The organism is Curtobacterium sp. BRB10 (genome assembly GCF_031844325.1).
GTDB classification, from domain to species: Bacteria; Actinomycetota; Actinomycetes; order Actinomycetales; family Microbacteriaceae; genus Curtobacterium; species Curtobacterium poinsettiae_A.
In genome coordinates, this window is record NZ_JAUZVA010000007.1 from 21,134 (window position 1) to 44,647 (window position 23,514).

General features: G+C 70.7%; 21 protein-coding genes. 16 read left to right on the forward strand and 5 right to left on the reverse strand.

Annotation, left to right across the window (positions count from 1 at the left end; all coding sequences use genetic code 11):
* Positions 1 to 87: 87 nt before the first annotated feature.
* A complete protein-coding gene (locus tag Q9R26_RS15450) occupies positions 88 to 756 on the reverse strand; it encodes a methionine ABC transporter permease (RefSeq protein ID WP_311227769.1) in 669 nt (222 codons plus the stop codon).
* On the reverse strand, positions 756 to 1,763 hold the full coding sequence (locus Q9R26_RS15455; protein WP_311227770.1) for a methionine ABC transporter ATP-binding protein: 1,008 nt from the start codon (positions 1,761 to 1,763) through the stop codon (positions 756 to 758). The genes Q9R26_RS15450 and Q9R26_RS15455 overlap by 1 nt, the downstream gene beginning before the upstream one ends.
* Positions 1,764 to 1,957: 194 nt before the next feature.
* On the opposite strand from Q9R26_RS15455, the gene Q9R26_RS15460 reads away from it, so the two are divergent.
* Together Q9R26_RS15460 and Q9R26_RS15465 are read left to right on the forward strand one after the other, a co-directional pair.
* Positions 1,958 to 2,848: an LLM class flavin-dependent oxidoreductase gene (locus Q9R26_RS15460; RefSeq protein WP_311227771.1), complete on the forward strand. Its 891-nt coding sequence runs from the start codon at positions 1,958 to 1,960 to the stop codon at positions 2,846 to 2,848.
* The gene (locus Q9R26_RS15465) at positions 2,845 to 4,158 is read left to right on the forward strand and encodes an LLM class flavin-dependent oxidoreductase (protein ID WP_311227772.1); all 1,314 of its coding nucleotides are present in this window, start codon (positions 2,845 to 2,847) and stop codon (positions 4,156 to 4,158) included. The genes Q9R26_RS15460 and Q9R26_RS15465 overlap by 4 nt, the downstream gene beginning before the upstream one ends.
* Positions 4,159 to 4,329: 171 nt before the next feature.
* Here the strand turns inward: Q9R26_RS15465 and Q9R26_RS15470 are convergent, their stop codons facing one another.
* Entirely contained in the window at positions 4,330 to 5,340 is a 1,011-nt protein-coding gene (locus Q9R26_RS15470; RefSeq protein ID WP_311227773.1) for a LacI family DNA-binding transcriptional regulator, read from the reverse strand.
* Positions 5,341 to 5,474: 134 nt separating this feature from the next.
* Between Q9R26_RS15470 and Q9R26_RS15475 the strand changes: the two genes are divergently transcribed.
* The 8 genes from Q9R26_RS15475 (at position 5,475) to Q9R26_RS15510 (ending at position 15,117) form a co-directional block, all read left to right on the forward strand.
* Complete coding sequence (locus Q9R26_RS15475) at positions 5,475 to 6,836, forward strand: MFS transporter (protein WP_311227774.1); 1,362 nt, start codon at positions 5,475 to 5,477, stop codon at positions 6,834 to 6,836.
* 59 nt (positions 6,837 to 6,895) lie between these two features.
* Positions 6,896 to 7,300 carry an L-rhamnose mutarotase gene (locus Q9R26_RS15480; RefSeq protein ID WP_311227775.1) on the forward strand — a complete coding sequence of 135 codons (405 nt, stop codon included), beginning with the start codon at positions 6,896 to 6,898 and terminating at the stop codon, positions 7,298 to 7,300.
* On the forward strand, positions 7,297 to 8,469 hold the full coding sequence (rhaI, locus tag Q9R26_RS15485; RefSeq protein WP_311227776.1) for an L-rhamnose isomerase: 1,173 nt from the start codon (positions 7,297 to 7,299) through the stop codon (positions 8,467 to 8,469). The genes Q9R26_RS15480 and rhaI overlap by 4 nt, the downstream gene beginning before the upstream one ends.
* A gap of 4 nt (positions 8,470 to 8,473) precedes the next feature.
* Complete coding sequence (locus Q9R26_RS15490) at positions 8,474 to 10,576, forward strand: bifunctional aldolase/short-chain dehydrogenase (RefSeq protein ID WP_311227777.1); 2,103 nt, start codon at positions 8,474 to 8,476, stop codon at positions 10,574 to 10,576.
* 4 nt (positions 10,577 to 10,580) lie between these two features.
* Positions 10,581 to 12,071, forward strand: coding sequence for a rhamnulokinase family protein (locus tag Q9R26_RS15495; RefSeq protein WP_311227778.1), 1,491 nt, complete (start codon positions 10,581 to 10,583; stop codon positions 12,069 to 12,071).
* Positions 12,072 to 12,199: 128 nt separating this feature from the next.
* Positions 12,200 to 13,390, forward strand: a complete 1,191-nt coding sequence (locus Q9R26_RS15500) for an alpha-hydroxy acid oxidase (protein ID WP_311227870.1) — start codon at positions 12,200 to 12,202, stop codon at positions 13,388 to 13,390.
* Positions 13,391 to 13,567: 177 nt separating this feature from the next.
* Complete coding sequence (locus Q9R26_RS15505; RefSeq protein ID WP_311227779.1) at positions 13,568 to 14,617, forward strand: D-2-hydroxyacid dehydrogenase; 1,050 nt, start codon at positions 13,568 to 13,570, stop codon at positions 14,615 to 14,617.
* Between the two features lie 47 nt (positions 14,618 to 14,664).
* The gene (locus Q9R26_RS15510; RefSeq protein WP_311227780.1) at positions 14,665 to 15,117 is read left to right on the forward strand and encodes a hypothetical protein; all 453 of its coding nucleotides are present in this window, start codon (positions 14,665 to 14,667) and stop codon (positions 15,115 to 15,117) included.
* A gap of 78 nt (positions 15,118 to 15,195) precedes the next feature.
* On the opposite strand, the gene Q9R26_RS15515 is transcribed toward Q9R26_RS15510, so the two are convergent.
* Positions 15,196 to 15,840: an RraA family protein gene (locus Q9R26_RS15515; RefSeq protein ID WP_311227781.1), complete on the reverse strand. Its 645-nt coding sequence runs from the start codon at positions 15,838 to 15,840 to the stop codon at positions 15,196 to 15,198.
* Positions 15,841 to 15,879: 39 nt separating this feature from the next.
* Positions 15,880 to 17,160 carry a Glu/Leu/Phe/Val dehydrogenase gene (locus tag Q9R26_RS15520; protein WP_311227782.1) on the reverse strand — a complete coding sequence of 427 codons (1,281 nt, stop codon included), beginning with the start codon at positions 17,158 to 17,160 and terminating at the stop codon, positions 15,880 to 15,882.
* A gap of 410 nt (positions 17,161 to 17,570) precedes the next feature.
* Between Q9R26_RS15520 and Q9R26_RS15525 the strand changes: the two genes are divergently transcribed.
* The 6 genes from Q9R26_RS15525 to Q9R26_RS15550 are packed head-to-tail and all read left to right on the forward strand — an operon-like array spanning position 17,571 to position 23,511.
* Positions 17,571 to 18,908: an MFS transporter gene (locus tag Q9R26_RS15525; RefSeq protein WP_311227783.1), complete on the forward strand. Its 1,338-nt coding sequence runs from the start codon at positions 17,571 to 17,573 to the stop codon at positions 18,906 to 18,908.
* 56 nt (positions 18,909 to 18,964) lie between these two features.
* Positions 18,965 to 19,771: a 5-oxoprolinase subunit PxpA gene (locus Q9R26_RS15530; RefSeq protein WP_311227784.1), complete on the forward strand. Its 807-nt coding sequence runs from the start codon at positions 18,965 to 18,967 to the stop codon at positions 19,769 to 19,771.
* Positions 19,768 to 20,496, forward strand: coding sequence for a carboxyltransferase domain-containing protein (locus tag Q9R26_RS15535; protein WP_311227785.1), 729 nt, complete (start codon positions 19,768 to 19,770; stop codon positions 20,494 to 20,496). Before Q9R26_RS15530 ends, Q9R26_RS15535 begins: the two co-directional genes overlap by 4 nt.
* A complete protein-coding gene (locus Q9R26_RS15540) occupies positions 20,493 to 21,488 on the forward strand; it encodes an allophanate hydrolase (protein WP_311227786.1) in 996 nt (331 codons plus the stop codon). The genes Q9R26_RS15535 and Q9R26_RS15540 overlap by 4 nt, the downstream gene beginning before the upstream one ends.
* 53 nt (positions 21,489 to 21,541) lie before the next feature.
* A complete protein-coding gene (locus Q9R26_RS15545) occupies positions 21,542 to 22,354 on the forward strand; it encodes an SDR family oxidoreductase (RefSeq protein ID WP_311227787.1) in 813 nt (270 codons plus the stop codon).
* Positions 22,351 to 23,511 carry an aminotransferase class I/II-fold pyridoxal phosphate-dependent enzyme gene (locus Q9R26_RS15550; protein ID WP_311227788.1) on the forward strand — a complete coding sequence of 387 codons (1,161 nt, stop codon included), beginning with the start codon at positions 22,351 to 22,353 and terminating at the stop codon, positions 23,509 to 23,511. Before Q9R26_RS15545 ends, Q9R26_RS15550 begins: the two co-directional genes overlap by 4 nt.
* The last annotated feature ends 3 nt before the right edge of the window (positions 23,512 to 23,514 follow it).

Sequence of the window (23,514 nt, forward strand, 5' to 3'; positions counted from 1 at the left end):
AGGTGGTTGAGGACGCCGGGCGTCGTCTGGCTCGGATGATGGTGGGCTGTGGGTCCGGGTCCGGGTCCGGGTCCGGGTTGTGTTCGGTCACCGCTTGTGACGGCGGAGGCGGATCCACGTGTCACCCGAGATCTGGACCGCCTGCACGATCACGACCATCGCGACGACGGCGATGAGCATGAGCTCCGGTAGGAACCGGGCGTACCCGTAGGTCAGCGCGAAGTCCCCGACACCGCCGGCGCCGACCGCGCCGGCGACCGCCGTGCCCTCGACGAGACCGACGACGATGATCGTGGCCGAGCCGATGATCCCCGAGAGGGACTCCGGCAGCAGGATCCGGAAGACGTACTGCGGCGTGGAGACGCCGATCGCACGGGCTGCCTCGACGCGTCCTTGGTCGACTTCCCGCAGGTTGGCCTCGATGAGGCGCGAGAAGAAGGGGGAGAAGCCGAGCGTCAGCGGCACGAGTGCAGCGACCGGCCCGAGCGTCGTCCCGACCACGAGTCGGGTGAACGGGATGAGCAGCACGATCAGGATGAGGAACGGGATCGACCGGCCGACGTTCACGATCGTGTTGAGCGCGTGGTAGACGATCGGGCTCGGCCGCCACGAGCCCGGCGCGGTGAGGTAGAGCACCGTGCCGACGGTGACGCCCAGGAGCAGGACGAGCACGGCGGAGAGTCCCGCCATGTAGAGGGTCTGCCCGAGCGCCTCCCAGAAGTCGGGGAGATACCGGTGCCAGTCACGTCCGGGCATCAGGCTACCGCCCCGACCACGATGCCCCGGCGACGGAGGGTGCTCGACAGTTCCTCGCGCAGTTCCGGCTGTCCCTCGCGGAGGTCGAAGTCCACGAGGAAACGCCCCGCGGCGACACCGCCGAGCTGCTCGACGCCACCGGAGACGACCCTCGAGCCCACCCCGAGGCGGTCCGCGACGACGGAAAAGAAGTCGCCCTGCTCGACGACGTCGGGCAGGAGCACGTCGTAGCGCGCCCATCCGTCGGCCGGCCCGCCGCCGTGGTCTGGCGCGGGCAGCAGCTGCCGGCCCAGGTAGGAGTCGGGGTCCTGTAGCAGCGCCCGTACGCCGCCGCTCTCCACGACCCGGCCGCCCTCGACGAGCGTGGCGGTGTCGCAGGAGTACCGCACGACCGACCACGAGTGCGTGATGAGCACGATGGTCAGGTCGAGTCGTTCGCGCAGGTCGAGCAGGAGGTCGAGGATCACCGCTGTCGTTGCGGAGTCGAGTGCACTCGTGGCCTCGTCGCAGAGCAGCACCTCGGCGTCCGCGACGAGGGCCCGGGCGATGCCGACGCGCTGCTTCTGCCCGCCGGAAAGCTGCGACGGGTAGGACCGCTCCTTCCCGGCGAGCCCGACGAGGTCGAGCAGTTCGCGGGCGCGGGCGGTCCGCCGGTCGCGGGGGACGCCGCGGACAGCGAGGGGGAACGCCACGTTCTCCAGCACCGTCTTGCTGTGGAACAGGTTGAAGTGCTGGAACACCGTCGGGACGCGACTCAGGTAGTCCCGCCGAGCGGCACCCCGTAGGTCCTGGATCTCCTGCCCGTCGAAGAGAATGCGCCCGCGGTCTGGCTGTTCCAGGAGGTTGAACAGGCGCAGGAGCGTGCTCTTCCCGGCACCGCTCTGCCCGACAATGCCGGCGAACGACCCCCTCGGGATGGAGAGGGTCAGGTTATCGAGCGCGACCGTCGCACGCTCGCCGTTCCCGTACGTCTTCGAGACACCCTCGAGCCGGAACACGTCGCTCATGGCATCCTCCCGTCGGCCTCGTGTGGTCGTGAACGGCCCGTCCGGCCGCCGCAGCTCGATCCTGGAGGCCTCCAGTCCTTCGTCCCACGAAGATGACGAAACGTTGACGTTTGCGACCCCAAGTTGCGACACCTGTTGCCCGTCCACGCCGCAATGGCCACGATCGTGCCGATACAGACCCGGGGAGGTCACACATGACGACGCCATTGCCGTTCGGCATCGCGATCGGTGAGCGGCTCGCGCTCGACCTGCTCACGGGCGGTCCGTCAGCGGATCCACTGCGAGCGGTCGCAGGGCACCCCTCGGTGGCCCTCGTCGTGGTCGGCGCGAGCCGCCCGACGTCGACGACCGCGGTCGGCCTCGACCCGTCGGTGACGGCTGCGCACCTCGTCGCCACCGTCCCGACGATCGGGGGTGTGCTCGTGGCAGTCCGTCCCGGCGCCGACCATCCCTACAACACCGCGCGTCGCGTCCTGTCGGTCGACCACCTCTCCCGCGGCCGCGTCGGGGTCCTGTTCGCGGGCGTGGACCGACGCTCCGGCGGGCAGCACGGTTGGGACCCCGACGTCGACGACGCGGCGCTCGTCCGCGACACCGCCCGGCTCCTCGACGAGCTCTGGAGCGCCTGGCCACTGGAGGCGTTCCCCGCCGACCAGGCCACCGGCCACTACGTCGACCTGGACGGCGTCCGGCACGTCAACCACCGTGGCGCCTACGAGGTCCTCGGGCCACTCACGGGGCCCGGCTCGGTGCAGGGGCTGCCCGTCCGCGCGCAGCTGCTCGACGCGGGCGAGGAGCCGCTCCCCGGTCTCGACGTGGTGATCGAGCACGTCGCCGGCACCGCCGACGGCCCGCTCGTCCTCACCTGGGAGGGCCGTGCCGCCTCCGGTCCGGAGGCGCGTCCCGGCTCCGTCATCGAACTGGCCGTCCCCGACGACGTCTCCGCCCTCGCAGACGCGCTCGGGCCCGTCGTCGATGGGCCGCACGACGCCCTGCCGACGCTCCGGGAGCGCCTCGGTCGCTCGGCACCGATCGTGACCGTCGACGCCGCGACGCCGGCCTTCGCCACAGGGAGCACCCGGTGAAGCGACGTCTCGTCCTCAACCTCAACACCCTCGGCGTCGGACAGCGCCCGGCGGCGTGGCGCCATGACCGGATCCCGCCTCACGCGATCATCGACCCCGGGTACTGGAGCGAGGTCGCCCGCACCGCCGAGCGCGGCGGGCTCGACGCCGTCTTCCTCGCCGACACCCCTGGACTCGTGGACCCCTCGAACCGTCCGAGCGGATTCCTTGAGCCCACCGTGCTCGACGCGTTCCTCGCGGCCCGGACCGAGCGGATCGGATTCGTCGCGACGGTCACGTCCACGTTCAACGACCCGGTGGAATGGGCAGCGCGTGCCCTGAGCCTTGACCTCGCGTCGGGCGGCCGATTCGCCTGGAACGTCGTCACCACCGCGGAGAACGCCCGGATCGGTGGCAACTTCGGCGTCACCACGTTCCCCGACCGTGACGTCCGGTACGCCCGGGCCGATGAGTTCGTGCGAGCGGTGCGAGCGCTCTGGCAGAGCGCCGGGACCGGGCGGGACGTCGATTTCGCAGGAGAGTACTTCCACTTCAACGCACACCTCGACATGCCTCCTTCGCCGCAGGGGCACCCCCTCGTCGTGCAGGCTGGCGGCTCACCCCAGGGCCGAGCGCTCGGCGCCCGGAACGCCGACATGCTGTTCACAGCCGAACTCGTGCTCGACGCCGCACGCGAGCACTACCGCGCGGCGAAGGCCGAGGCGGCCGCCGCCGGGCGCGATCCAGACGACCTGCTCGTGCTCCCCGGGGTGTCCTTCGTGCTCGCGGACACGGAGACGGCGGCCCGCGAGAAGTACGACGCACTCGAGGCCCTGGCACCCGGAGCAGCGGACTACGCACTCGCCCGGATGAGCGACTCCCTCGGGATCGACGCGCGTGACCTCGACCTCGACGCTCCGCTGCCCGCCGAAGTCCTCGCCGCGGAAGTGTCCGCGGCCGGCTTCCGGGGTTCCCTCGGCTACCGCGAGTCGGTGCTACGGCTCGTCGCTGAGCAGCCGGACGCCTCGCTGCGGCAGCTGCTGCGTTACTTCGGCGGGTACGGTCAGCGGATCATCATCGGGACGCCTGAGCAGGCGGCGGAAGGCATCGCGGCCTGGTTCGAACAGGAAGCGGCCGACGGGTTCAACCTCATGATCGACCGGATTCCGGATGGACTCGACATCTTCGTGGACCACGTCGTGCCACTTCTCCGGCATCGCGGCATCGCACGCGAGGACGAACACGGACAGGACACCCTGCGGGAGCGGCTCCTTCGATCGCATCGCGCGCCTTTGCCGTCGTCGGCGCGGCCACGCGTTCGGGGTAGTTGAGGACGTGCGACACCGTTGCGAGCGATGCGCCGTCACGTGCCGCGACGTGATGCACGCTCGGAGGTTCCTCTCGCCACGGGATGTGCACCATCCTCCGTGGCCGGAGCGCTCGCCTCGGCGGCGGGTCCCACCGCTCAGACGCGCTGATTAGCACCACTTGCGCGCTGCGGGTCAGTGCTCGGCGACCGTCGACTGGCGCACCACGAGCTCCGGCGCGAACTCGACCCGCTCGAGGTCGATGTCTTGACCGTGTTCGACCTGTGCGACGAGCAGCTCGATCGCGCGGCGACCAATGTCCTGCGCCGGCTGTCGGACGGAGGTGAGCGGGACGACCGCGGCCTCGGCGAAGGCGATGTCGTCGTAGCCCACGATGGCGACGTCCTCGGGGACCGCGACCGAACCCCGCATGACGAACGCCTGCTCGAGACCCACGGCGAGCAGGTCGTTCGCTGCGAAGACGGCGTCCGGGCGCTCGTGTGCGGGACGCTCCCGCAGCGCTTCACCGACGCGACGACCCTCGAGGACCGACAGGGACCGGGTCGGGAGGACCTCGAGTCCGATCCCGGCTGCGGACGCCGCGGCCCGCGCGCCCGCGAGGCGGTCGGCGACCTGACGGATGGTCGACGGACCTCCGACGAACGCGATGCGGCGGCGACCGACGGCGGCGAGGTGCTCGACGGCGATGCGCCCCCCTGCGACGTCATCGACCGAGACGGACGCGAAGTGCTCGTCGTCGGCGCGCCGATCGACCAGGACCACCGCCGTCCCCTGGTCGCGGAGGCGCGCGAGGCGCGAGAGGTCGTCGCTTGCGGGGGAGATGAGCAGGCCGGCGACGCGTCGCTCCTCGAACAGGTCGACGTAGGTGCGTTCGCGCTCCGCCGACTCGTCGGAGTTGCCGATGAGGACGGCGAGTCCGGCTGCGAGCGCGGCGTCCTCTGCTCCGCGTGCGACGTCGGTGAAGAACGGGTTACCACCGTCGAGGACGATGAAGCCGACGGTCGAGCTCCGACCGGCACGGAGTTGTCGGGCCGAGTCGTTCCGCACGAAGCCCAGTTCCTCGATGGCGGTCTGCACCCGCTCGACCGTGGCCGGCGCCACCTTGTCCGGCCGGTTCAGGACGTTCGAGACCGTCCCGAGCGACACGCCTGCGCGCGCTGCGACCTCCCGCACGCTCACTGCCATGTCGCCATCCTGGCACCCCCGCCGTCGGAACCGGTGCAGCACAGCACCGCTTGCACCCGCTTGCAGCGCCGAGTACATTCCTCGCAGCACCACCGTTGAAACGATTCAGAGCCGAACCTGCGAACGGAGGACCAATGGCGGTCCGCATCGGAGCCCGGAACACCACGGGCTGGAAAGCGACGATCTCCGTCGCCATGTCGAACTACATCGAGTCGGGGTCGATCATCGCGATCGCCACGAGCCTGAGCCTCTGGCAGGCGCAGTTCGGGATCGGCGACCTGCAGGTCGGACTCCTCGCGAGCCTCTCCGCCAACGCCTTCGGGGCTGCGGCCGGCGCGATCATCGGCGGACCGCTGTGCGACCGGTACGGGCGCAAGTTCATCTACACCTACGACCTGCTCCTCTACATGCTCGGCATCCTGCTCGCCGTGTTCGCCGGCAGCTACGGCATGCTCCTGACCGGGTTCATCCTGACCGGCATCGCGGTCGGCGCCGGTGTCCCGGCCAGCTGGACCTACATCGCCGAGCAGGTACCGGCCGGCAAGCGCGCCGCCCACGTCGGGACCGCGCAGCTCGCCTGGTCCATCGGACCGATGGTCGGGTTCGCGCTCGCCATCGCCGCGGCGCCCCTCGGGCTGCTCGGCAGCCGGCTCATCTTCGCGCACCTGTTCGTCGTCGCGGCCGTCGTGTGGTGGCTCCGACGCGGCCTGCCCGAGTCGACGATCTGGAAGGACGAGCGGGCCGCCGCGGGCAGCGCGAACTTCTTCCACGGCATCACCCAGCTGTTCAGCAAGCGCGTCAACCTCACCGCGATGCTGTTCCTGTTCGGCGTCTACGCACTCTGGAACACCGTCGCCGGGCAGGCCGGCATCTTCCAGCCGCGCGTCTACTCCGCCACCGGCGTCACGAGCGTCCCGGAACAGTACGGCCTGCAGGTGCTCGTCTGGGGATGCACCGTCGCCGCGACGTACCTCGGCTTCATGCGGTTCGCCGACCGGGTCAGCCGCCGTGTCCTGTTCGCCGTCGGCGCCGTCCTCGCCATCGTCGCGTGGGCCGTGCTCATCTACGCGCCGGCGAACCTCGGCACGCTGCTCTTCTTCGCGATCGCATGGGGTGTGTCGTCGGGCATCGGCGCGCAGGCGTTCTACGGGCTCTGGACGAGCGAGCTGTTCGCGACCCGCTACCGCGCCAGCGCCCAGGGCGTGCTCTTCCTCGCCGCCCGCGTGATGGTCGGCCTGCTCAGCATCTGGTTCCCGCTGCTCCTGGCGGACATCGGGCTGCGCGGGCTGGGCGGCCTCATCATCGGCCTGCTCGCGCTCTCGTTCCTCGTCGGCACGATCTGGGCGCCCCGGACGCAGGGCAGGTCGCTCGAGGACATCGAGGCCGAGCGCTACGGCACCGTCACCAGCCTGACGGGCACGACCCGGACGGTGGGCGAGCACGACGAGCGCCAGCGGTCGCTCCGCGCCGCACGCGGCGAGCGGACGCCACGGTGAGCGACGTGGACCAGCGTGATCCGCGCCTCCCGTCCGCCCCGCCGAGACACGCGCCCGACGTGACGCGCGTCTGCTTCCGTCTCCAGGTGGCAGTGAAGCACCTCGATGCCTACCGGGCGCGGCACGCGGCGGTCTGGCCGGCGATGCTGCAGGCCATCGCTGCTGCCGGGCGTCGGAACTACTCGCTCTTCCTCGACGACGACGGACTGCTGATCGGCTACTACGAGACCACGTCCGTCGCCGACGCCGACGCGTCCCTCGCAGCATCCGAGGTCGCAGCGGCCTGGGAAGCCCACATGCAGGACCTGTTCCACGGCGCCACCGGCCGCGCGGACCAGGCCGCCCGGATCCTCCCCGAGGTCTTCAACCTCGACGACCAGCTCGCCGCGGCGGACGGCTTGCAGCACCGCCCCGACGCCGCTAGCATTGAAACGATTCAATCACCACGAGGAAGTGCACGATGACATCGACCCCGACCTTCGCCGGCATCGCCGACCAGCTCGCCCGACAGCAGATCGAACTCCCGAGCTGGGCCTTCGGCAACTCGGGGACCCGCTTCAAGGTGTTCTCCACGCCGGGCACCCCGCGCGACCCGTACGAGAAGATCGCCGACGCGGCACAGGTGCACCGGTACACCGGCCTTGCGCCGACCGTCGCGCTGCACATCCCGTGGGACCTCGTCGACGACTTCGCCGACCTCAAGCGCCACGCCGAAGAGCACGGGGTGTCGCTCGGCACCGTCAACTCGAACACGTTCCAGGACGACGACTACAAGTTCGGCGCCCTCACCCACACGGACGCGAGCATCCGGCAGAAGGCGATCGACCACCACCTGCGCTGCATCGACGTGATGGACGCCACCGGCAGCCGTGACCTGAAGATCTGGCTCGCCGAGGGCTCGAACTACCCGGGGCAGGAGGACATGCGCTCCCGCCAGGACCGCCTGCACGACTCGCTCTCGACGATCTACGACCGACTCGGCGCCGACCAGCGGCTGGTGCTCGAGTACAAGTTCTTCGAGCCGTCGTTCTACCACACGGACGTCCCCGACTGGGGGACCAGCTACGTGCAGACCGCGGCACTCGGGCCGAAGGCGATGGTCTGCCTCGACACCGGTCACCACGCGCCCGGCACGAACATCGAGTTCATCGTGATGCAGCTGCTGCGCCTCGGCAAGCTCGGCAGCTTCGACTTCAACTCGCGCTTCTACGCCGACGACGACCTCATCGTGGGCGCCGCGGACCCGTTCCAGCTGTTCCGGATCCTGGTCGAGGTCATCCGCGGTGGCGGGTACGACAACCCGGACGTCGCCTTCATGCTCGACCAGTGCCACAACGTCGAGGACAAGATCCCCGGCCAGATCCGCTCGGTGCTCAACGTGCAGGAGATGACCGCCCGGGCGCTACTCCTCGACCGCGTCGCGCTGACCGCAGCGCAGGAGGCGCACGACGTCCTCGGTGCGAACGAGATCTTCATGGACGCGTTCCAGACGGACGTCCGCGCCGACCTCGCCGCGTGGCGCGAGTCCCGCGGACTGCCCGCGAACCCGATGCGCGCGTACCTCGACTCCGGGTACCAGCAGCAGATCGCCGAGGACCGTGTCGGCGGCGTCCAGGCCGGATGGGGTGCGTGAACCGATGACGACGAACAGCCTGGAGGCACGGGTGGACCCCGCAACGCACGGCGCGACGCCGCACCCCACGACAGCAGACGAGACCGTCAGCGCGCTCATCGCGCGGTCGAACGCGCTCGGCTCCGACCCGCGGATCACGAATTACGCCGGCGGCAACACGTCCGCGAAGGGCACCGACACCGACCCGGTCACCGGCGAGCCCGTCGAGCTGCTCTGGGTGAAGGGGTCCGGGGGTGACCTCGGCACCCTGACCCCGGCGGGCCTCGCGGTCCTGCGGGTCGACCGCGTCCGTGCACTGCGCGGCGTCTACCCGGGTGTCGAGCGCGAGGACGAGATGGTCGCCGCGTTCGACCACACCCTGTTCGGCAAGGGCGGTGCCGCGCCGTCGATCGACACCGCCATGCACGCCCTCGTCGACGCCGCACACGTCGACCACCTGCACCCCGACGCCGGCATCGCCATCGCGACCGCCGCCGACGGCCCGGAGCTCACCGAGCGGATCTTCGGCGACAAGGTCGTCTGGGTGCCGTGGCGACGTCCGGGCTTCCAGCTCGGCCTCGACATCGCCGCGATCAAGGACCAGCACCCCGAGGCGATCGGCACGATCCTCGGCGGCCACGGCATCACCGCCTGGGGTTCGTCGTCGGAGGAGACCGAAGCGAACTCGCGGTGGATCATCGACACCGCCGAGCAGTACATCCGCGAGCACGGGAAGGACCAGCCGTTCGGCGCCGTCCGCCCCGGCTTCGAGGCGCTGCCCGACACCGACCGCCGTGCCCGTGCAGCCGCGCTCGCGCCGACGATCCGCGGGATCGCGGGCCACGACAAGCCCGTCGTCGGGCACTTCACGGACAGCGACGTCGTCCTCGACTTCCTGGCGTCCTCGCGTGCCGAGGAGCTCGCGGCACTCGGCACGAGCTGCCCGGACCACTTCCTCCGCACCAAGGTGAAGCCGCTCATCCTCGACCTCCCCGTCACGGCGAGCGTCGACGAGCAGGTCGCACGTCTCCACGAACTGCACGAGCAGTACCGTGCCGACTACCAGGCGTACTACGACCGCCACGCAACGGCGGACAGCCCGGCCATCCGGGGTGCCGACCCGCTCATCGTGCTCGTCCCCGGCGTCGGCATGTTCTCGTACGGCAAGGACACCCAGACCGCCCGGGTCGCCGGTGAGTTCTACGTCAACGCGATCAACGTCATGCGCGGCGCCGAGGCGCTGAGCACCTACGCGCCGATCGATGAGGCCGAGAAGTTCCGCATCGAGTACTGGGCGCTCGAAGAGGCGAAGCTCCAGCGCATGCCGAAGCCCAAGCAGCTGGCGACCCGCATCGCGCTGGTCACCGGTGCGGCGAGCGGCATCGGCAAGGCGATCGCGAAGCGCCTCGCCGCCGAAGGTGCCGCCGTCGTCATCGCGGACCTCGACCTCGCCAAGGCGCAGGACGCGGCTGCCGAGATCGGCGGCCCGGACCAGGCCATCGGTGTCGTCGCGAACGTCACGAGCGCGGACGCCATCGACGAGGCGATCCAAGCGACACTGCTGCACTTCGGCGGCCTCGACCTCGTCGTCAACAACGCCGGACTCTCGCTGAGCAAGAGCCTGCTCGAGACCACCGAGCAGGACTGGGACCTGCAGCACGACGTCATGGCGAAGGGCTCCTTCCTCGTGTCGAAGGCGGCCGCGAAGGTCCTCATCGAACAGGGCCTCGGTGGCGACATCGTCTACATCTCCTCGAAGAACTCCGTCTTCGCCGGGCCGAACAACATCGCCTACTCCGCTACCAAGGCCGACCAGGCGCACCAGGTCCGGCTGCTCGCGGCCGAGCTCGGCGAGCACGGCGTCCGCGTCAACGGCATCAACCCCGACGGGGTCGTTCGCGGTTCGGGCATCTTCGCCTCCGGTTGGGGCGCGAACCGCGCGAAGACCTACGGCGTCGACGAGCAGGACCTCGGCAAGTTCTACGCGCAGCGCACCATCCTCAAGCGCGAGGTCGTGCCCGAGAACGTGGCCAACGCCGTGTACGCCATCTGCACCGCCGACTTCTCCCACACGACAGGTCTGCACGTGCCGGTGGACGCCGGTGTCGCCGCGGCATTCCTGAGGTAGCGCGATGCACACCAGCGGCAGCGTCGCCGCCGTCGACCTCGGAGCGACCAGCGGTCGGGTCATCGTCGGGCACGTGGACGGTGGCGGCGTGCGGATGGAGCACGTCGCCCGGTTCGCGAACGGTCCCGTACCGGTGTGGGAGGGCGAGCGCGAGGCCCTCCACTGGGACGCACTCGAGCTGTACCGGCAGGTGCGGCTGGGTCTCCGGGACGCACTGGCCCGCCACCACGACGTCGTCAGCATCGGGGTCGACTCGTGGGCTGTCGACTACGGCATCGTCCGGGCCGGCCGCATCACGCACCAGCCGTACCACTACCGCGACGAGCGGAACGAGGCGGCGTCGCGGTCGATGCTGCGGAAGATCGGCAAGGAGGCGCTGTTCCGGCGCAACGGCCTGCAGCACCTGCCGTTCAACACGGTGTTCCAGCTGCACGCCGACCTCCGCGACGGTCTCCTGCAGAGCGGTGACCGGGCCCTGCTGATCCCGGACCTGCTCGGGTACTGGCTGACCGGCGCCCAGGTGGCGGAACGGACCAACGCCTCGACGACGGGGCTGCTCGACATCACCACCGGGCGGTGGTCCGACGACCTACGGTGGTCGCTCGGGCTGCCCTCGGGCATCTTCCCGGACGTGGGGCAGCCCGGCGACGAGATCGGTGGCCTCCTGCCCGCCGTGGCCGACGCCGTCGGTGCCGGGCCGTCGACGCCGATCACGCTGGTCGGCTCGCACGACACCGCCTCGGCCGTCGTCGCGGTGCCCGCGAAAGAGCCTGACTTCGCGTACATCTCCTCCGGCACGTGGTCGCTGGTCGGCGTCGAGCTCGACGCGCCCGTCGTCACGGACGCCGCACGCGAGGCGAACTGCACGAACGAGGGCGGCGTCGACGGACGGGTCCGGTTCCTCAAGAACGTCTCCGGACTGTGGCTGCTCTCCGAGAGCGTCCGCACCTGGGAACGGGACGGCGATCGGATCGACCTGGAGGCGCTGCTCGCCTCCGCAGCCGACGTCACCACCGCGGTCCCCGTGTTCGACGTGGCCGACGACGTGTTCGCATCGCCCGGCGACATGCCGTGGCGCATCGCCACGTGGTGTGCCGCGCACGGGCTGGCAGTGCCCGGCTCGCGCGCCGAGATGGTCCGGTCGATCCTCGAGTCCCTGGCTGCGGCGTACGCGTCGACGCTGCGGACCATCATCGCCGTCACCGGTAAGGACGTCGGGGTCGTGCACGTGGTCGGCGGAGGATCGCAGAACCGCCTGCTGTGCCAGCTCACGGCTGACCGCACCGGACTGCCCGTCCTCGCCGGGCCGGTCGAAGCGACCGCGCTCGGCAACGTCCTCGTCCAGGCCCGTGCCCACGGACTCGCCGGACTCGGCGGAGCATCGTTGGAAGCACTCCGCGACGTCGTCGCCCGGACCACCGAACCGGTCCGCTACACACCCGCTCCGGGCTCGGACACCCGATCCCTCCGCACCACCGTCAGGAGCCACGCATGACCACCACCGACGACCAGCACCGCGTCGATCCCGCGACCGGCGCCCCCGCAGCATCGACCGGACCCGCCTCGAGCGCCCGCGTCCGGGTCCAGCGCCAGCTGCCGAGCGTCCGCGACCTCGCACCGCTCATGCAGTTCAAGAAGCCCTCGCTACCGGGGCGGCGACAGCGCCTCGAGTCGGCGTTGACGATCTGGGACCTCCGCCGGATCGCGGCCCGACGCACCCCGAAGGCAGCGTTCGACTACACCGAGGGCGCAGCAGAGGCGGAGATCTCGCTCGCCCGCGCACGGCAGGCGTTCGAGGACATCGAGTTCACCCCGGCCATCCTCCGCGACGTGTCGAGGGTCGACACGTCGCGTGACGTGCTCGGCGCGTCCACCGCGCTGCCCTTCGGCATCGCACCCACCGGCTTCACGCGGATGATGCAGACCGAGGGTGAACGCGCCGGCGCCCGGGCAGCAGGACGGGCGGGCATCCCGTTCTCGCTCTCGACGATGGGCACCACGGCGATCGAGGACGTCCGCGACGCCAACCCGCACGGCCGGAACTGGTTCCAGCTCTACATGTGGAAGGACCGCGACAAGTCGATGGCGCTCGTCGACCGGGCCGCGAAGGCCGGCTTCGACACGCTGCTCGTCACGGTCGACGTCCCGGTGGCGGGCGCACGCCTCCGGGACAAGCGCAACGGGTTCTCGATCCCGCCGCAGCTGACGCCGAAGACGGTGATCAACGCGATCCCGCGGCCGTGGTGGTGGTTCGACTTCCTCACCACCGAACCCCTCGCGTTCGCGTCACTCGACCGGTGGTCGGGGACGGTCGGTGAGCTCCTCGACCACATGTTCGACCCGACGGTGACGTACGAGGACCTCGAGTGGATCCGCGACCAGTGGCCCGGCAAGGTCGTCGTCAAGGGCGTCCAGTCCCTCGCGGACGCAAAGCGCCTGGCGTCGATGGGGGTCGACGGCATCACCCTGTCGAACCACGGCGGCCGGCAGCTCGACCGCGCCCCTGTCCCGTTCCACCTGCTCCCGGAGGTCGTCAAGGAGGTGGGCGTGGACACCGAGGTGCACCTCGACACCGGCATCATGTCCGGCGCCGACATCGTCGCGGCGGTCGCGCTCGGAGCCCGGTTCACGATGGTCGGCCGCGCCTACCTCTACGGCCTCATGGCGGGCGGCGAGGCCGGTGTCGACCGGATGATCCAGATCCTGTCCGAGCAGATCGAGCGCACCATGCGTCTGCTCGGCGTGGCCACGCTCGACGAGCTCGAGCCGGGACACGTCACGCAACTGCAGCGGCTCGCACCCGTCCGTCGCTGACTTTCACGTCGTCGAGTCACAGCAGAGCCGTCAGGAGGCTTGGCTCAGCAAGCCGCGAGAACCCGATGAGTCGGTGACGTACCGGCGCATGCGGCGACTTGCGGTGCAACGCGGGGCGATGTCGCTCCGCCCGTCAGGTGCTTGCGCGACGCATGGGGGTTCCCGCATGATGTGAGAATGCATTCTCAGTTACGCGTGGCCCTCGCCGCGCCGATCCGCCCGGAACACGTCGACCTGCTCCAGCAGCTCGAGCCACGCATCACGGTGGCGCATGAGGCGGCGGCGCTGCCGCCCATGCGCTTCCCCGCGGACTTCTCCGGCGAACCGTCCTTCCGTCGGACCCCGGAAGCGGCCGATTGGTGGCGCGCGCAGCTCCGTGGCGCCGACGCGCTCTACGGCATCCCGGACGTCGACCCGGCGCTCCTGGCGGCGGTCGTCCGCGAGAACGACGGGCTGCGGTGGGTGCACACGATGGCGGCGGGCGGCGGTGGACAGGTGCGCGCGGCCGACCTGACGACCGAGGAACTCGAGCGTGTGCGCTTCACGACATCCGCGGGCGTGCACGGCACGGCCTTGGCCGAGTTCGCCCTGCTCGGTCTGTTCGCGGGAGCCAAGCGCTTGCCGCGGCTGCTGCAGGACCAGGCTGCGCACCGCTGGCCGGACCGGTGGGTCATGGCCCCGATCGCCGGTTCCACCGTGCTCGTCCTGGGCTTGGGTGGGATCGGTGCCGAGGTCGCCCGCGCCGCTGCCGCGCTGGGTGTGGACGTCATCGGCGCGAGCCGGAGCGGTCGTCCGGTTGACGGGGTCGCCGAGGTCGTCACGGTCGACGAGCTCGAGACCGTGCTCCCGCGCGTGGACGCCGTCGTCTCGACGCTGCCCGGCACGGCCGCCACCGAAGGGCTGATCGACGCCGGGTTCTTCGACGCGCTCCAGCCCGGTGCGACTTTCGTCAACGTCGGGCGGGGGACCGTGGTCGACGAGGACGCACTGCTCGAAGCGCTCCGCTCGGGCCGGGTCGGGTTCGCGGCGCTCGACGTCGTCGCCGTTGAACCGCTCGCGGCGGACAGCCCCCTCTGGGACCTGCCGCAGGTGCTAATCAGCCCGCACACGGCCGCCCTCACGGTGACGGAGGAGGAGCGCATCGTGCGGCTCTTCGCCCAGAACGCCCGCCGACTCCTCGACGGCGAGCCGCTCCGCAACGTCGTCGACACCGTGGAGTTCTACTGATGGCGCTCGACTCCGGACGGCTACTCAGGGTGGCAGCAACCTCGCCCGTGCTCAGTCGGAACATCGTGCAGCTCGCGTGTCTCGACGGGGTCGGCGTGCGCTACGTCGACGAGCACCTCGGTCGCGAACCGTTCGCATCGACGGCGCGTCCCGGGCACGTCCGTCCTGCCGGCTCGACGGCGATGGGCCTCGCAGCCCTGTCGGGGCTCGACCCGGACGCCGCCTCGGCGGTCGTCGTCGCGCTCCCGGCGGCGGACGTCGAGCACGCGACGGCCGCCGTGCCGGAAGCGCGTCAGCGCGGGTACGCGATCGACCCCGGTCGGGTCCACCCGAGTGTGTTCGGCGTCGCGGTCCCGGTGACCGGGTACCCCGGCTTCGCGCTCGGTGTCCCGCTGGTCGAGGTGCTGCCGCACGCCTGGCGCGCGGAGGCGCGCCGCTACCAGGAGGTGGTGGCCGCGCTCCGCGCGGCGGTGTCGGTGGTGACGACCGCGCCGGTGTGATCGGTTCAGGACGACCGGTACGACGGACGGGAGGCGCGGTGCCAGCTGGCACCACGCCTCCCGTCCGTCGTTCCCGGGTCAGACCCGGCGCGCCTCGGCCGCCTCGCGGAAGCGCGCGGCCTCCTCGTCTTTCTCGGCCTCGATGCGGGCGATCTCCGCGGCACCGGCGAGCACTTCCTCGGCGCGTGCGAGCGGGACGACGATCACACCGTCGGCATCAGCGGCGATGATGTCGCCGGCGTTCACCACGACGCCGCCGAGGGCGATCGGCGCACCGATCGCGCCGGGTCCGTGCTTGAAGGGGCCGGCGGGGGAGATCCCACGGCTCCACACGGGGAACGCGAAGCTGCGGATGATGTCGCGGTCGCGCGCCGCGCCGTCGACCACCGCGCCGACGGCGCCGAACGCCTGGAAGCGCTGCGCGAGGTTGTCGCCCATGACCGCGCGGTCGACGTAGCTGCCGGCGTTCACGGCGATGAAGTCCCCGGGCTGGATGAGGTCGAGGACCTCGATGAGGGCGAGGTTGTCCCCGGCGACGGTCTGCAGGGGGAGTGCGCTGCCGACGGCGGCGGCGCCGTCCCACATCGGGGTGATGCCGGCGTCGACGATGCCGATGCGGTCCATCGCGTCACCGAGGTTGGCGACGGGGTACTCCCGGAACCGCTCGACGAGCTCGGCGGGTGCTCGCGTGATCTCCGGGCTGGTCCGGATGGTGCTGGTCATGTTCTCTCGTTTCTCGGCGATCGTTCGCCAGGTGTTCGGTCAGGGGTAGAGGCCGCGGTTCCGGTGCGCGTCGAGGACCCGCGCGACGGCGATGCGCATCGCGGCCTCGCGGAGCGTGCCGCCCGCGGTGGTCTGTTCGGTGGAGACGGCGTCCCACGCGCCGAGCATGCGTTCGCGGAGTCGGGACTCCACGGTGTCGAGGGACCAGCGGTATGTCTGCTTCGCCTGCACCCACTCGAAGTAGGAGACGATGACACCGCCCGCGTTCGCGAGGATGTCCGGGACGACGAGTACGTCGCGAGCGGCGAGGTGGGCGTCAGCGGCGGTGGTGACCGGTCCGTTCGCACCCTCGACGATGATCCGAGCGCGGACACCGCCGACGTTCCCCTCGTGGATGACGCCCTCGACAGCGGCGGGAACGAGCAGGGTCACCTCGAGCCGGAGGAGTTCGTCGGCGTCGAGCGCGTCCGCTGCGGCGAACCCGACGACGCTCCCGGTCGCGTCCACGTGCGCGGCGAGTGCCTCGACGTCGAGCCCGTCCGGAGCGAGGACTGCCCCGTACTGGTCACTCACGGCCACCACACGCACGCCGGCCTCGGCGAGGAACCGGGCAGCGTGCCGGCCGACCTTGCCGAAGCCCTGCACCGCGGCGCTCGCGTTCCGCGGAGCGATGCCCCGCCGTTCGAGGGCGGCCAGGGCGACGAGCGCGACGCCGCGGCTGGTCGAGGTCGCTCGGCCGAGGGATCCCCCGAGGGCCACGGGCTTGCCGGTGACGACGCTCTGGACGGTGAAGCCGCTGCTGACGGAGAACGTGTCCATCATCCAGGCCATCGTGCGCTCGTCCGTGCCGACGTCGGGCGCGGGGATGTCCCGGTCCGGCCCGATGACGGGCAGGATCTCGCTGGTGTACCGCCGCGTCACGCGTTCGATCTCGGCATCGGAGTAGCGGCGCGGGTCGATCGCGACGCCGCCCTTGGCGCCGCCGTAGGGTAGGTCGACCAGGGCGCACTTCCAGGTCATCCACATCGCCAGCGCGCGGACCTCGTCGAGGTCGACCGAGGGGGCGAACCGGACGCCGCCCTTGGCGGGTCCCCTCGTGAAGTTGTGCTGGACGCGGTAGCCGCGGAAGACCTCGACCGTCCCGTCGTCGCGTCGGAGGGGAACGCCGACGGAGATCTCGCGCCGGGCCTGGGACAGCAGCTGGACGGATCCCTCGTCGATGTCGAGCGCGGCGGCGGCGTCACGAAGCTGCTCGAGAGCGTCCACGAGGGGTGTGCTCGTGGCGCTGTGCGTGTCGGTGTGCGGGGCGGTGATCGTCATGGATTCCTCCGCTGAAGAGATGAGAACGCTTTCGCAGTTACGAGCCCAGTGTGCCCCCCGCGTCGGGTGGTCGCAAGGGGGATGCGCGTCGCTCGGCAGGGCGAAACACGGCAGAAACACGGCTTTTACCTGGCCGTTCGCTCCGGGGATTGACCCGATCGGAACTGCGACCCTATTCTCAACTACGAGTCAATTCGCACTCACTGCAATCCGGCCACCGCCGTTCGGACGCTCAGGAGGACACCATGCACCGTCCCGCGTCCGTTCTGCGACCGATCTCGTCTGGTCACGAACCGGACGCCGTTGGCGTACCCGCGGACGGCAGCGTTGCCGTACGTGCATTGGCGTGTGCAGGCGCCACCTCCCACACTGATAGCAAGCCCCACGGGGCTCTCCCGAGAGAAGATGACATGAGCGCAGCAGAACGGCTCGACACGACGCAGGTCGGAGTGCTCACCGCGGACGGCAAGGTGGTCCGCCGGGCCACCGTCGCCGGTGCGGTCGGTTCCTTCGTCGAGTGGTACGACTACGGCATCTACGGCTTGCTCACCACTTACATCGCGATCAGCCTGATCGGCGGCGCTGAGTCGGGTGCGCTGCTCCTGACGAACATCGGCTTCCTGGTCAGTTTCGTGGCCCGGCCCTTCGGCAGTGTGATCTGCGGGTACCTCGGCGACAGGATCGGCAGGAAGGCGCTGCTGTCCACACTCCTCCTGCTCATCTCCGCGTCGACGCTGTGCATCGGGCTCATCCCGTCGCACGACGTCATCGGGATCGCGGCGCCGATCCTCCTCCTCGCACTCCGCGTCCTGCAGGGCTTCTCCGCGGGTGGCGAGGTCGCCGGCGCGATGTCCTTCGTCGGTGAGTACGCGCGGGACGCCGTCCGCAACTACTCCATGAGCTTCATCGCGGTGGGCTCGTTCTTCGCGCTGCTGTTCGGGAGCACCTTCTCCGCGGTCCTCATCACCACGCTGGGTGACGCGACCATGGAGGCCTGGGCCTGGCGGATCCCCTTCCTGTTCGCGGCACCACTCGGGTACGTCGGGTTCTACATCCGCCGTCGCATGGAGGAGACCCCGCACTTCGAGGCGCTCCGGGAGCGCAAGGCCGTCGCCCGCAACCCGCTCCGTGCGGCCTTCACCTCGCGCCGCCACATCGCGGCCATCGTCCTGACGATCTTCCTGCCGGCACTGAACGGCCCGGGCTACTACCTGCTGTTCGCCTACATGCCGACCTACCTGAAGACGCAGCTGGGCGAGGCGCACAACTTCACGATGGTGAAGGCGCTGCTCGTCACGGCCTGCGCACTGGTCGCGATCATCATCGCCATCCCGCTCATGGCCCGACTCTCCGACCGCATCGGCCGGAAGCCCGTCCTCATCATCTCCGCCGTCGCGATGGCGGTCGTCTCATACCCGATGTTCGTGATGCTCGCCACGGGCGAGTTCGGGCTGGCCGCCGTCGGGGCCGTCGTGCTTGCCGTCGCGTTCTCCGGGCACGCCGCGGTCATCCACACGGTGCTCACCGAGATGTTCCCGACGACCGTCCGGTACAGCGCCTACAGCATCGGCTTCAGCATCAGCACCATCATCTTCGGTGGCAGCGCACCACTCGTCATGACCGCGGTCATCAACGCGACCGGCAGCAGCCTCGTCCCGGCGTTCGCGTCGATCATCACAGCGCTGATCACCCTGATCAGCTGCTTCTTCCTCCGGGAGACGAAGGGCCAGCCGCTCCGCATCGAGTGACACCCGTCCGACACCGCTCCATCAGTACCACCAGCACCACCATGAAGGAGGGCCCCATGGCCACCGCATCCGTCGCCGTCGTCGCAGACCTCGGTGAGAGCTTCGGCAACTACACCATCGGCGACGACGAGGCCCTGCTTGGGCTCGTCACCGCGTCGAACATCGCCTGCGGCTTCCACGCCGGTGACCCCCGCGTGATCGACGCCACGGTCGCCGAGTGCGTGCGACGCGGCATCGAGCTCGGCGCGCACCCGGGCTACCCCGACCTGGTCGGCTTCGGTCGCCGCCTGATCGAGGCGTCCGAGGAGGAGATCCGCACCGACGTGCTCTACCAGATCGGTGCGCTCGACGCCTTCGCCCGGGTGCACGGCAGGAAGATCAGTCACGTCGCGCCGCACGGACGGATGGGCAGCATCGCGCAGACGGACGCGAAGCACGCCCGTGCGATCACCGACGCCGTCGCGGCCTACGACCCGAGCTACATCGTCATCTGCCAGAACGGTCTCCTCGCCGAGGAGTCCCGGAAGCGTGACCTGCAGGTGGGGTACGTGTTCCTGGCGGACCGCGGGTACGGTACGGACGGCATGCCGGTCCCGCGGTCGCACCCGGGCGGGCTCCTGCACGACCCCGAGGAGATCGGCCGACGCGTCGTTCAGGTCGTGATCGAGGGGACCGTCGTGACGGTCGACGGCGAGACGGTGCCGCTCGGACACGACGCGGACGTGGTGCTGCTGCACGGCGACCACCCGCAGGTGCTCGAGAACGGCACCGCGCTGCGCCGGGCACTGGAGGCCGCCGGCATCCGCGCCACGGGCCTGCAGGAGGTCCTCGCCGAGAAGCACGCGGCGGTCGCCGCGAAGTGACCGGTATCACTGCGTTCCCGTTCGGGGACGCCGCGGTCATGGTCGCCGGCGTCCCCGGTTCGGACGGTCGTGCTCAGGTTCGGAGCATCGGCAGGCTGCTCGAGGACCGCACCCCGCACGGGGTGACGGAGCTGGTGGCCGGCCTGGACTCGCTCCTCGTGCGGTACGACCCGCTGCGGACCACTGCAGAGAGCATCACGGACCTGCTCGGTCTCCTCGACGAGGGTGTCGTCGAGGAGACCGAGCAGCTGGGTACGCCGGGGCGGGTCTTCACGATCCCGGTAGTCTTCGACGCCGGCGCCGGCCCGGACCTCGAGCCCGTGGCGGCCGAGCTCGGGCAGACCGTGGACCGGCTCGTCGGCGACATCGGCGAGACGACGTTCGAGGTCGTCCTGCTGGCGGCCGGCATGGCCCCGATGATGGAGGGCGGGCACTTCGCCCGCCCCGTGCGCCGTGCGACGCAGCCGCGCACGAACGTCCCACCCGGGTCGATCATGATCGCCGGGCAGAACGCGATCATCCAGCCGTTCCCCGGTCCCACCGGGTGGCGCGTCGTCGGACGGACACCCCACGTCGTCGTCGACATCGCACGCGCCGACGCCGCTGCGATCCTCCCCGGCGACCGGGTGCGGTTCGTACCGGTCAGCCGCGACGAGGCCTTGCGACTCGAGGGGAGCTTCCTCGAACCCGATGCTGCAACCGATGCCGAGGGGGCCGCGCGATGACGCACGAAGTATGCCTGGACGTCGTGGACGCCGGTTGGTCGACCACGTTCCAGGACCAGGGCCGACGCGGATCCGAACGACTCGGCGTCCCCACCGGGGGCAGCGCGGACCAGCACGCGTCAGCCGTCGCGAACGTCCTCGTGGGGAACGACCGGGACGCGACGCTCCTCGAGGTCCTGGGAGAGTTCTCCCTCGTGCCCTCGCACGACCTCCTCGTGGCCGCGACGGGTGCGGTGGGCCGTGTGCTCGTCGGCGAGCACGCAGCGGAGACGTGGTCCCCGGTCGTGGTGCCCGCCGGCACCGAGCTCCGCCTGCTGCCCGGACCGGAGGGTGCGCGCAGCTACCTCGCGATCGCGGGGGCCCTGCGCGCGGACCGGTTCCTCGGCAGTGCTGCGCCCGACCTCCGGATGGGGTTCGCGCAGCGGGTCGTCCACGGCGACCAGCTCACGGTGGACACCGACTTCGCCGGCTTCCGACAGCCGCACTTCGACCACGCCCTGTTCCGCCTGCCGGTCCCGGTCCGCAGGCCGGCTGCCGGGACGTGGACGGTCGACCTGGTGCCCGGCCCGGACAGCGGGATCCCCGGGATCGGGGAACTGGTCGCGGCGTCCGAGTACACCGTGACGCCGCAGTCGGACCACGTCGGTGTGCGACTGGACGGCCCGGTCCTGCACCCGGCGGACGGCGCGGAGATCGTCTCCCACGGCGTGCCGATCGGTGCGGTCGAGGTGCCCCACGGTGACGAGCTGATCATCCTGGGCCGCTACCGGACGGTGACGGCGGGCTACCCGATCATCGCGTTCGCCACCACCGCGAGCCAGTCGCTGCTCGGTCAGGTGACCCCCGGTCGGACGCTCCGGTTCCGCTGGACGGACCGCGAGCGGGCCCGGCAGGTGCTGTGGCAGGAGGAGACCGCCGTCCGCACGCTCGAGGACGCGGTCGCGGACGTCTTCCGTGCCGTCGGGTTGCCGCGACACCGCCGCGACGCTTGACGCACCTCTCTCAAATGAGAGATGATTCTCACATAAGGAACGCGAGGGACGACATGGAATCTCTGGTCGGCAAGGTGGCACTCGTCACCGGGGCAGGCACCGGAATGGGGCGCGAGACGGCGTTGCTGCTCGCCCGGGACGGTGCGCACGTCGCGCTCGTCGGGCGTCGGCCCGGGCCGCTCGACGAGGTCGCCGGCCTGATCCGTGACGGCGGTGGGACCGCGGTCACCATCGCCCAGGACGTCGCCGCAGCGGGGGGCGCCGGCCGCGTCGTGGACGCGGTGCACGACGCGCTCGGTCCGGTCGACCTGCTCGTCCACGCGGCCGGCAGTTCGAGTTCGGTGCAGAACGCACGGTGGGTGACCGAGGCCGAGTGGCGGGGCGTGATCGACGTCAACCTCACGGCGGTGCACCTGCTCACCCAGGCCGTGCTGGGCGACCTGCTGCGGAAGGGTGACGGTACCGTCATCACGATCTCCTCGCTCGCGGCCGTCAACCCGAACCTCCTCGGTGGTGCTGCCTACGGCGCCGCGAAGGCCGGCGTCCGCAACTACATGACGTTCCTGCACAACACGTTCCGCGCCGAGGGACTCCGCGCGGTGACGGTCCTCCCGGGCGAGGCGGACACCCCGATCCTCGACGGCCGTGCGCGTCCGCCCGCGCCCGAGGAGCGCGTGCACATGCTCCGCCCGGAGGACGTCGCGGAGACGGTCCGACTGGTCGCGGCGCTCCCGCAGCGGGCCGTCGTCCAGGAACTCGTCATCGCCCCCACCCGCCAACGTGACACCAGTGTCGACCTCGAGATCAGCCGGAACACCGGCGCTCCCGCGGTGGACACCGACCAGGAAGACCACGGAAACGCATGACCACGACGACAGCCACCACGTTCGACGCCTCCCACGCAGTGCAGCGTGTGGTGGCAGCATCCCGTCGGGTGCAGCAGCCGCAGTCCAGCGGGGACCTCGTGTCGCTCGCGATGGGCGAGCCGGACTTCGACACGCCCGCGCAGGTGGTCGACGCCGCGGCGGCCGCGCTGCGCGCTGGTCGGACCCACTACTCGCCGCTCTACGGTGAGCCCACCCTGCGCGCGGCGCTGGCGGAGCGCATCGGGCGACTGGCCAACCGGTCCGTCGACGTCGGCGATGTCCTCGTGACCCACGGCGGCACCGGCGGACTCACCGCAGCCATCCTCGCGATCGTCGACCCCGGTGACCGGGTCGTGATCCCGGACCCCACCTACTCGCTCTACGCCGACCTGATCAGCCTCGCCGGCGGCATCGTCGTTCCGGTCCCGCTCGGGCCCGATTTGCACTGGGACCTCGACGCACTCGATGCCGCGCTCGTCGACGCGAAGCTCTTCGTGTTCTGCAACCCGGGCAACCCGACGGGCATCGTGCACTCGCGTGCCGAGCTCGAGCGACTCGGCGCCGCGCTCGAGGGCACCGACACCATCGTCCTGAGCGACGAGGCTTACGCCGACCTCACCTTCACCGGCGAGCCGTTCACCTCCGCGCTGGAGGTCGCATCGCTCGTCGACCGGACCGTGTACTGCCAGACGTTCTCCAAGAGCTACGCCATGACCGGCTGGCGCGTCGGGTACCTGTGGGGCCCCAGCGCGATCATCGCCGCCGCCGCGCGCATCCACAACACCGCGAACGGTTCCATGAACACCGCGGTGCAGGACGCCGCCCTCGTGGCGCTCGAGACGTGCGACGAGGACATCGCCCGCATGCACGAGGCCTACGCGCGTCGCCGCTCCCTGATGGCCGACGGCCTGACCGCCATCCCGGGGCTCGACGTCAGCTCGCCGGAGGGTGCGTTCTACCTTTTCCCGCGGTACGACCTGGATCTGCCGAGCGTCGAGCTCGTCGGCCGGTTGCGCGAGCTGGGTGTCGCGGTCCGACCGGGAGCCGAGTTCGGTGCCGCCGGTGAGCACCACCTGCGTCTCTCCTACGCCGCGTCGGACGACGCGATCATCGCCGGCGTCGCTCGGCTCGCTTCTGGGTTCGAAGCACTACGCTGACAT

What these genes read in the sequence shown, in the direction of transcription:
- Q9R26_RS15495 (WP_311227778.1), top strand. Translation starts at nt 10,581, where the DNA reads ATGCACACCAGCGGCAGCGTCGCCGCCGTCGACCTCGGAGCGACCAGC.
- Q9R26_RS15530 (WP_311227784.1), top strand. Translation starts at nt 18,965, where the DNA reads ATGGCCACCGCATCCGTCGCCGTCGTCGCAGACCTCGGTGAGAGCTTC.
- Q9R26_RS15550 (WP_311227788.1), top strand. Translation starts at nt 22,351, where the DNA reads ATGACCACGACGACAGCCACCACGTTCGACGCCTCCCACGCAGTGCAG.
- Q9R26_RS15520 (WP_311227782.1), bottom strand. Translation starts at nt 17,160, where the DNA reads ATGACGATCACCGCCCCGCACACCGACACGCACAGCGCCACGAGCACA.
- Q9R26_RS15450 (WP_311227769.1), bottom strand. Translation starts at nt 756, where the DNA reads ATGCCCGGACGTGACTGGCACCGGTATCTCCCCGACTTCTGGGAGGCG.
- Q9R26_RS15470 (WP_311227773.1), bottom strand. Translation starts at nt 5,340, where the DNA reads ATGGCAGTGAGCGTGCGGGAGGTCGCAGCGCGCGCAGGCGTGTCGCTC.
- Q9R26_RS15505 (WP_311227779.1), top strand. Translation starts at nt 13,568, where the DNA reads ATGCATTCTCAGTTACGCGTGGCCCTCGCCGCGCCGATCCGCCCGGAA.
- Q9R26_RS15500 (WP_311227870.1), top strand. Translation starts at nt 12,200, where the DNA reads ATGCAGTTCAAGAAGCCCTCGCTACCGGGGCGGCGACAGCGCCTCGAG.
- Q9R26_RS15515 (WP_311227781.1), bottom strand. Translation starts at nt 15,840, where the DNA reads ATGACCAGCACCATCCGGACCAGCCCGGAGATCACGCGAGCACCCGCC.
- Q9R26_RS15490 (WP_311227777.1), top strand. Translation starts at nt 8,474, where the DNA reads ATGACGACGAACAGCCTGGAGGCACGGGTGGACCCCGCAACGCACGGC.
- Q9R26_RS15460 (WP_311227771.1), top strand. Translation starts at nt 1,958, where the DNA reads ATGACGACGCCATTGCCGTTCGGCATCGCGATCGGTGAGCGGCTCGCG.
- Q9R26_RS15540 (WP_311227786.1), top strand. Translation starts at nt 20,493, where the DNA reads ATGACGCACGAAGTATGCCTGGACGTCGTGGACGCCGGTTGGTCGACC.
- Q9R26_RS15525 (WP_311227783.1), top strand. Translation starts at nt 17,571, where the DNA reads ATGAGCGCAGCAGAACGGCTCGACACGACGCAGGTCGGAGTGCTCACC.
- rhaI (WP_311227776.1), top strand. Translation starts at nt 7,297, where the DNA reads ATGACATCGACCCCGACCTTCGCCGGCATCGCCGACCAGCTCGCCCGA.
- Q9R26_RS15545 (WP_311227787.1), top strand. Translation starts at nt 21,542, where the DNA reads ATGGAATCTCTGGTCGGCAAGGTGGCACTCGTCACCGGGGCAGGCACC.
- Q9R26_RS15475 (WP_311227774.1), top strand. Translation starts at nt 5,475, where the DNA reads ATGGCGGTCCGCATCGGAGCCCGGAACACCACGGGCTGGAAAGCGACG.
- Q9R26_RS15455 (WP_311227770.1), bottom strand. Translation starts at nt 1,763, where the DNA reads ATGAGCGACGTGTTCCGGCTCGAGGGTGTCTCGAAGACGTACGGGAAC.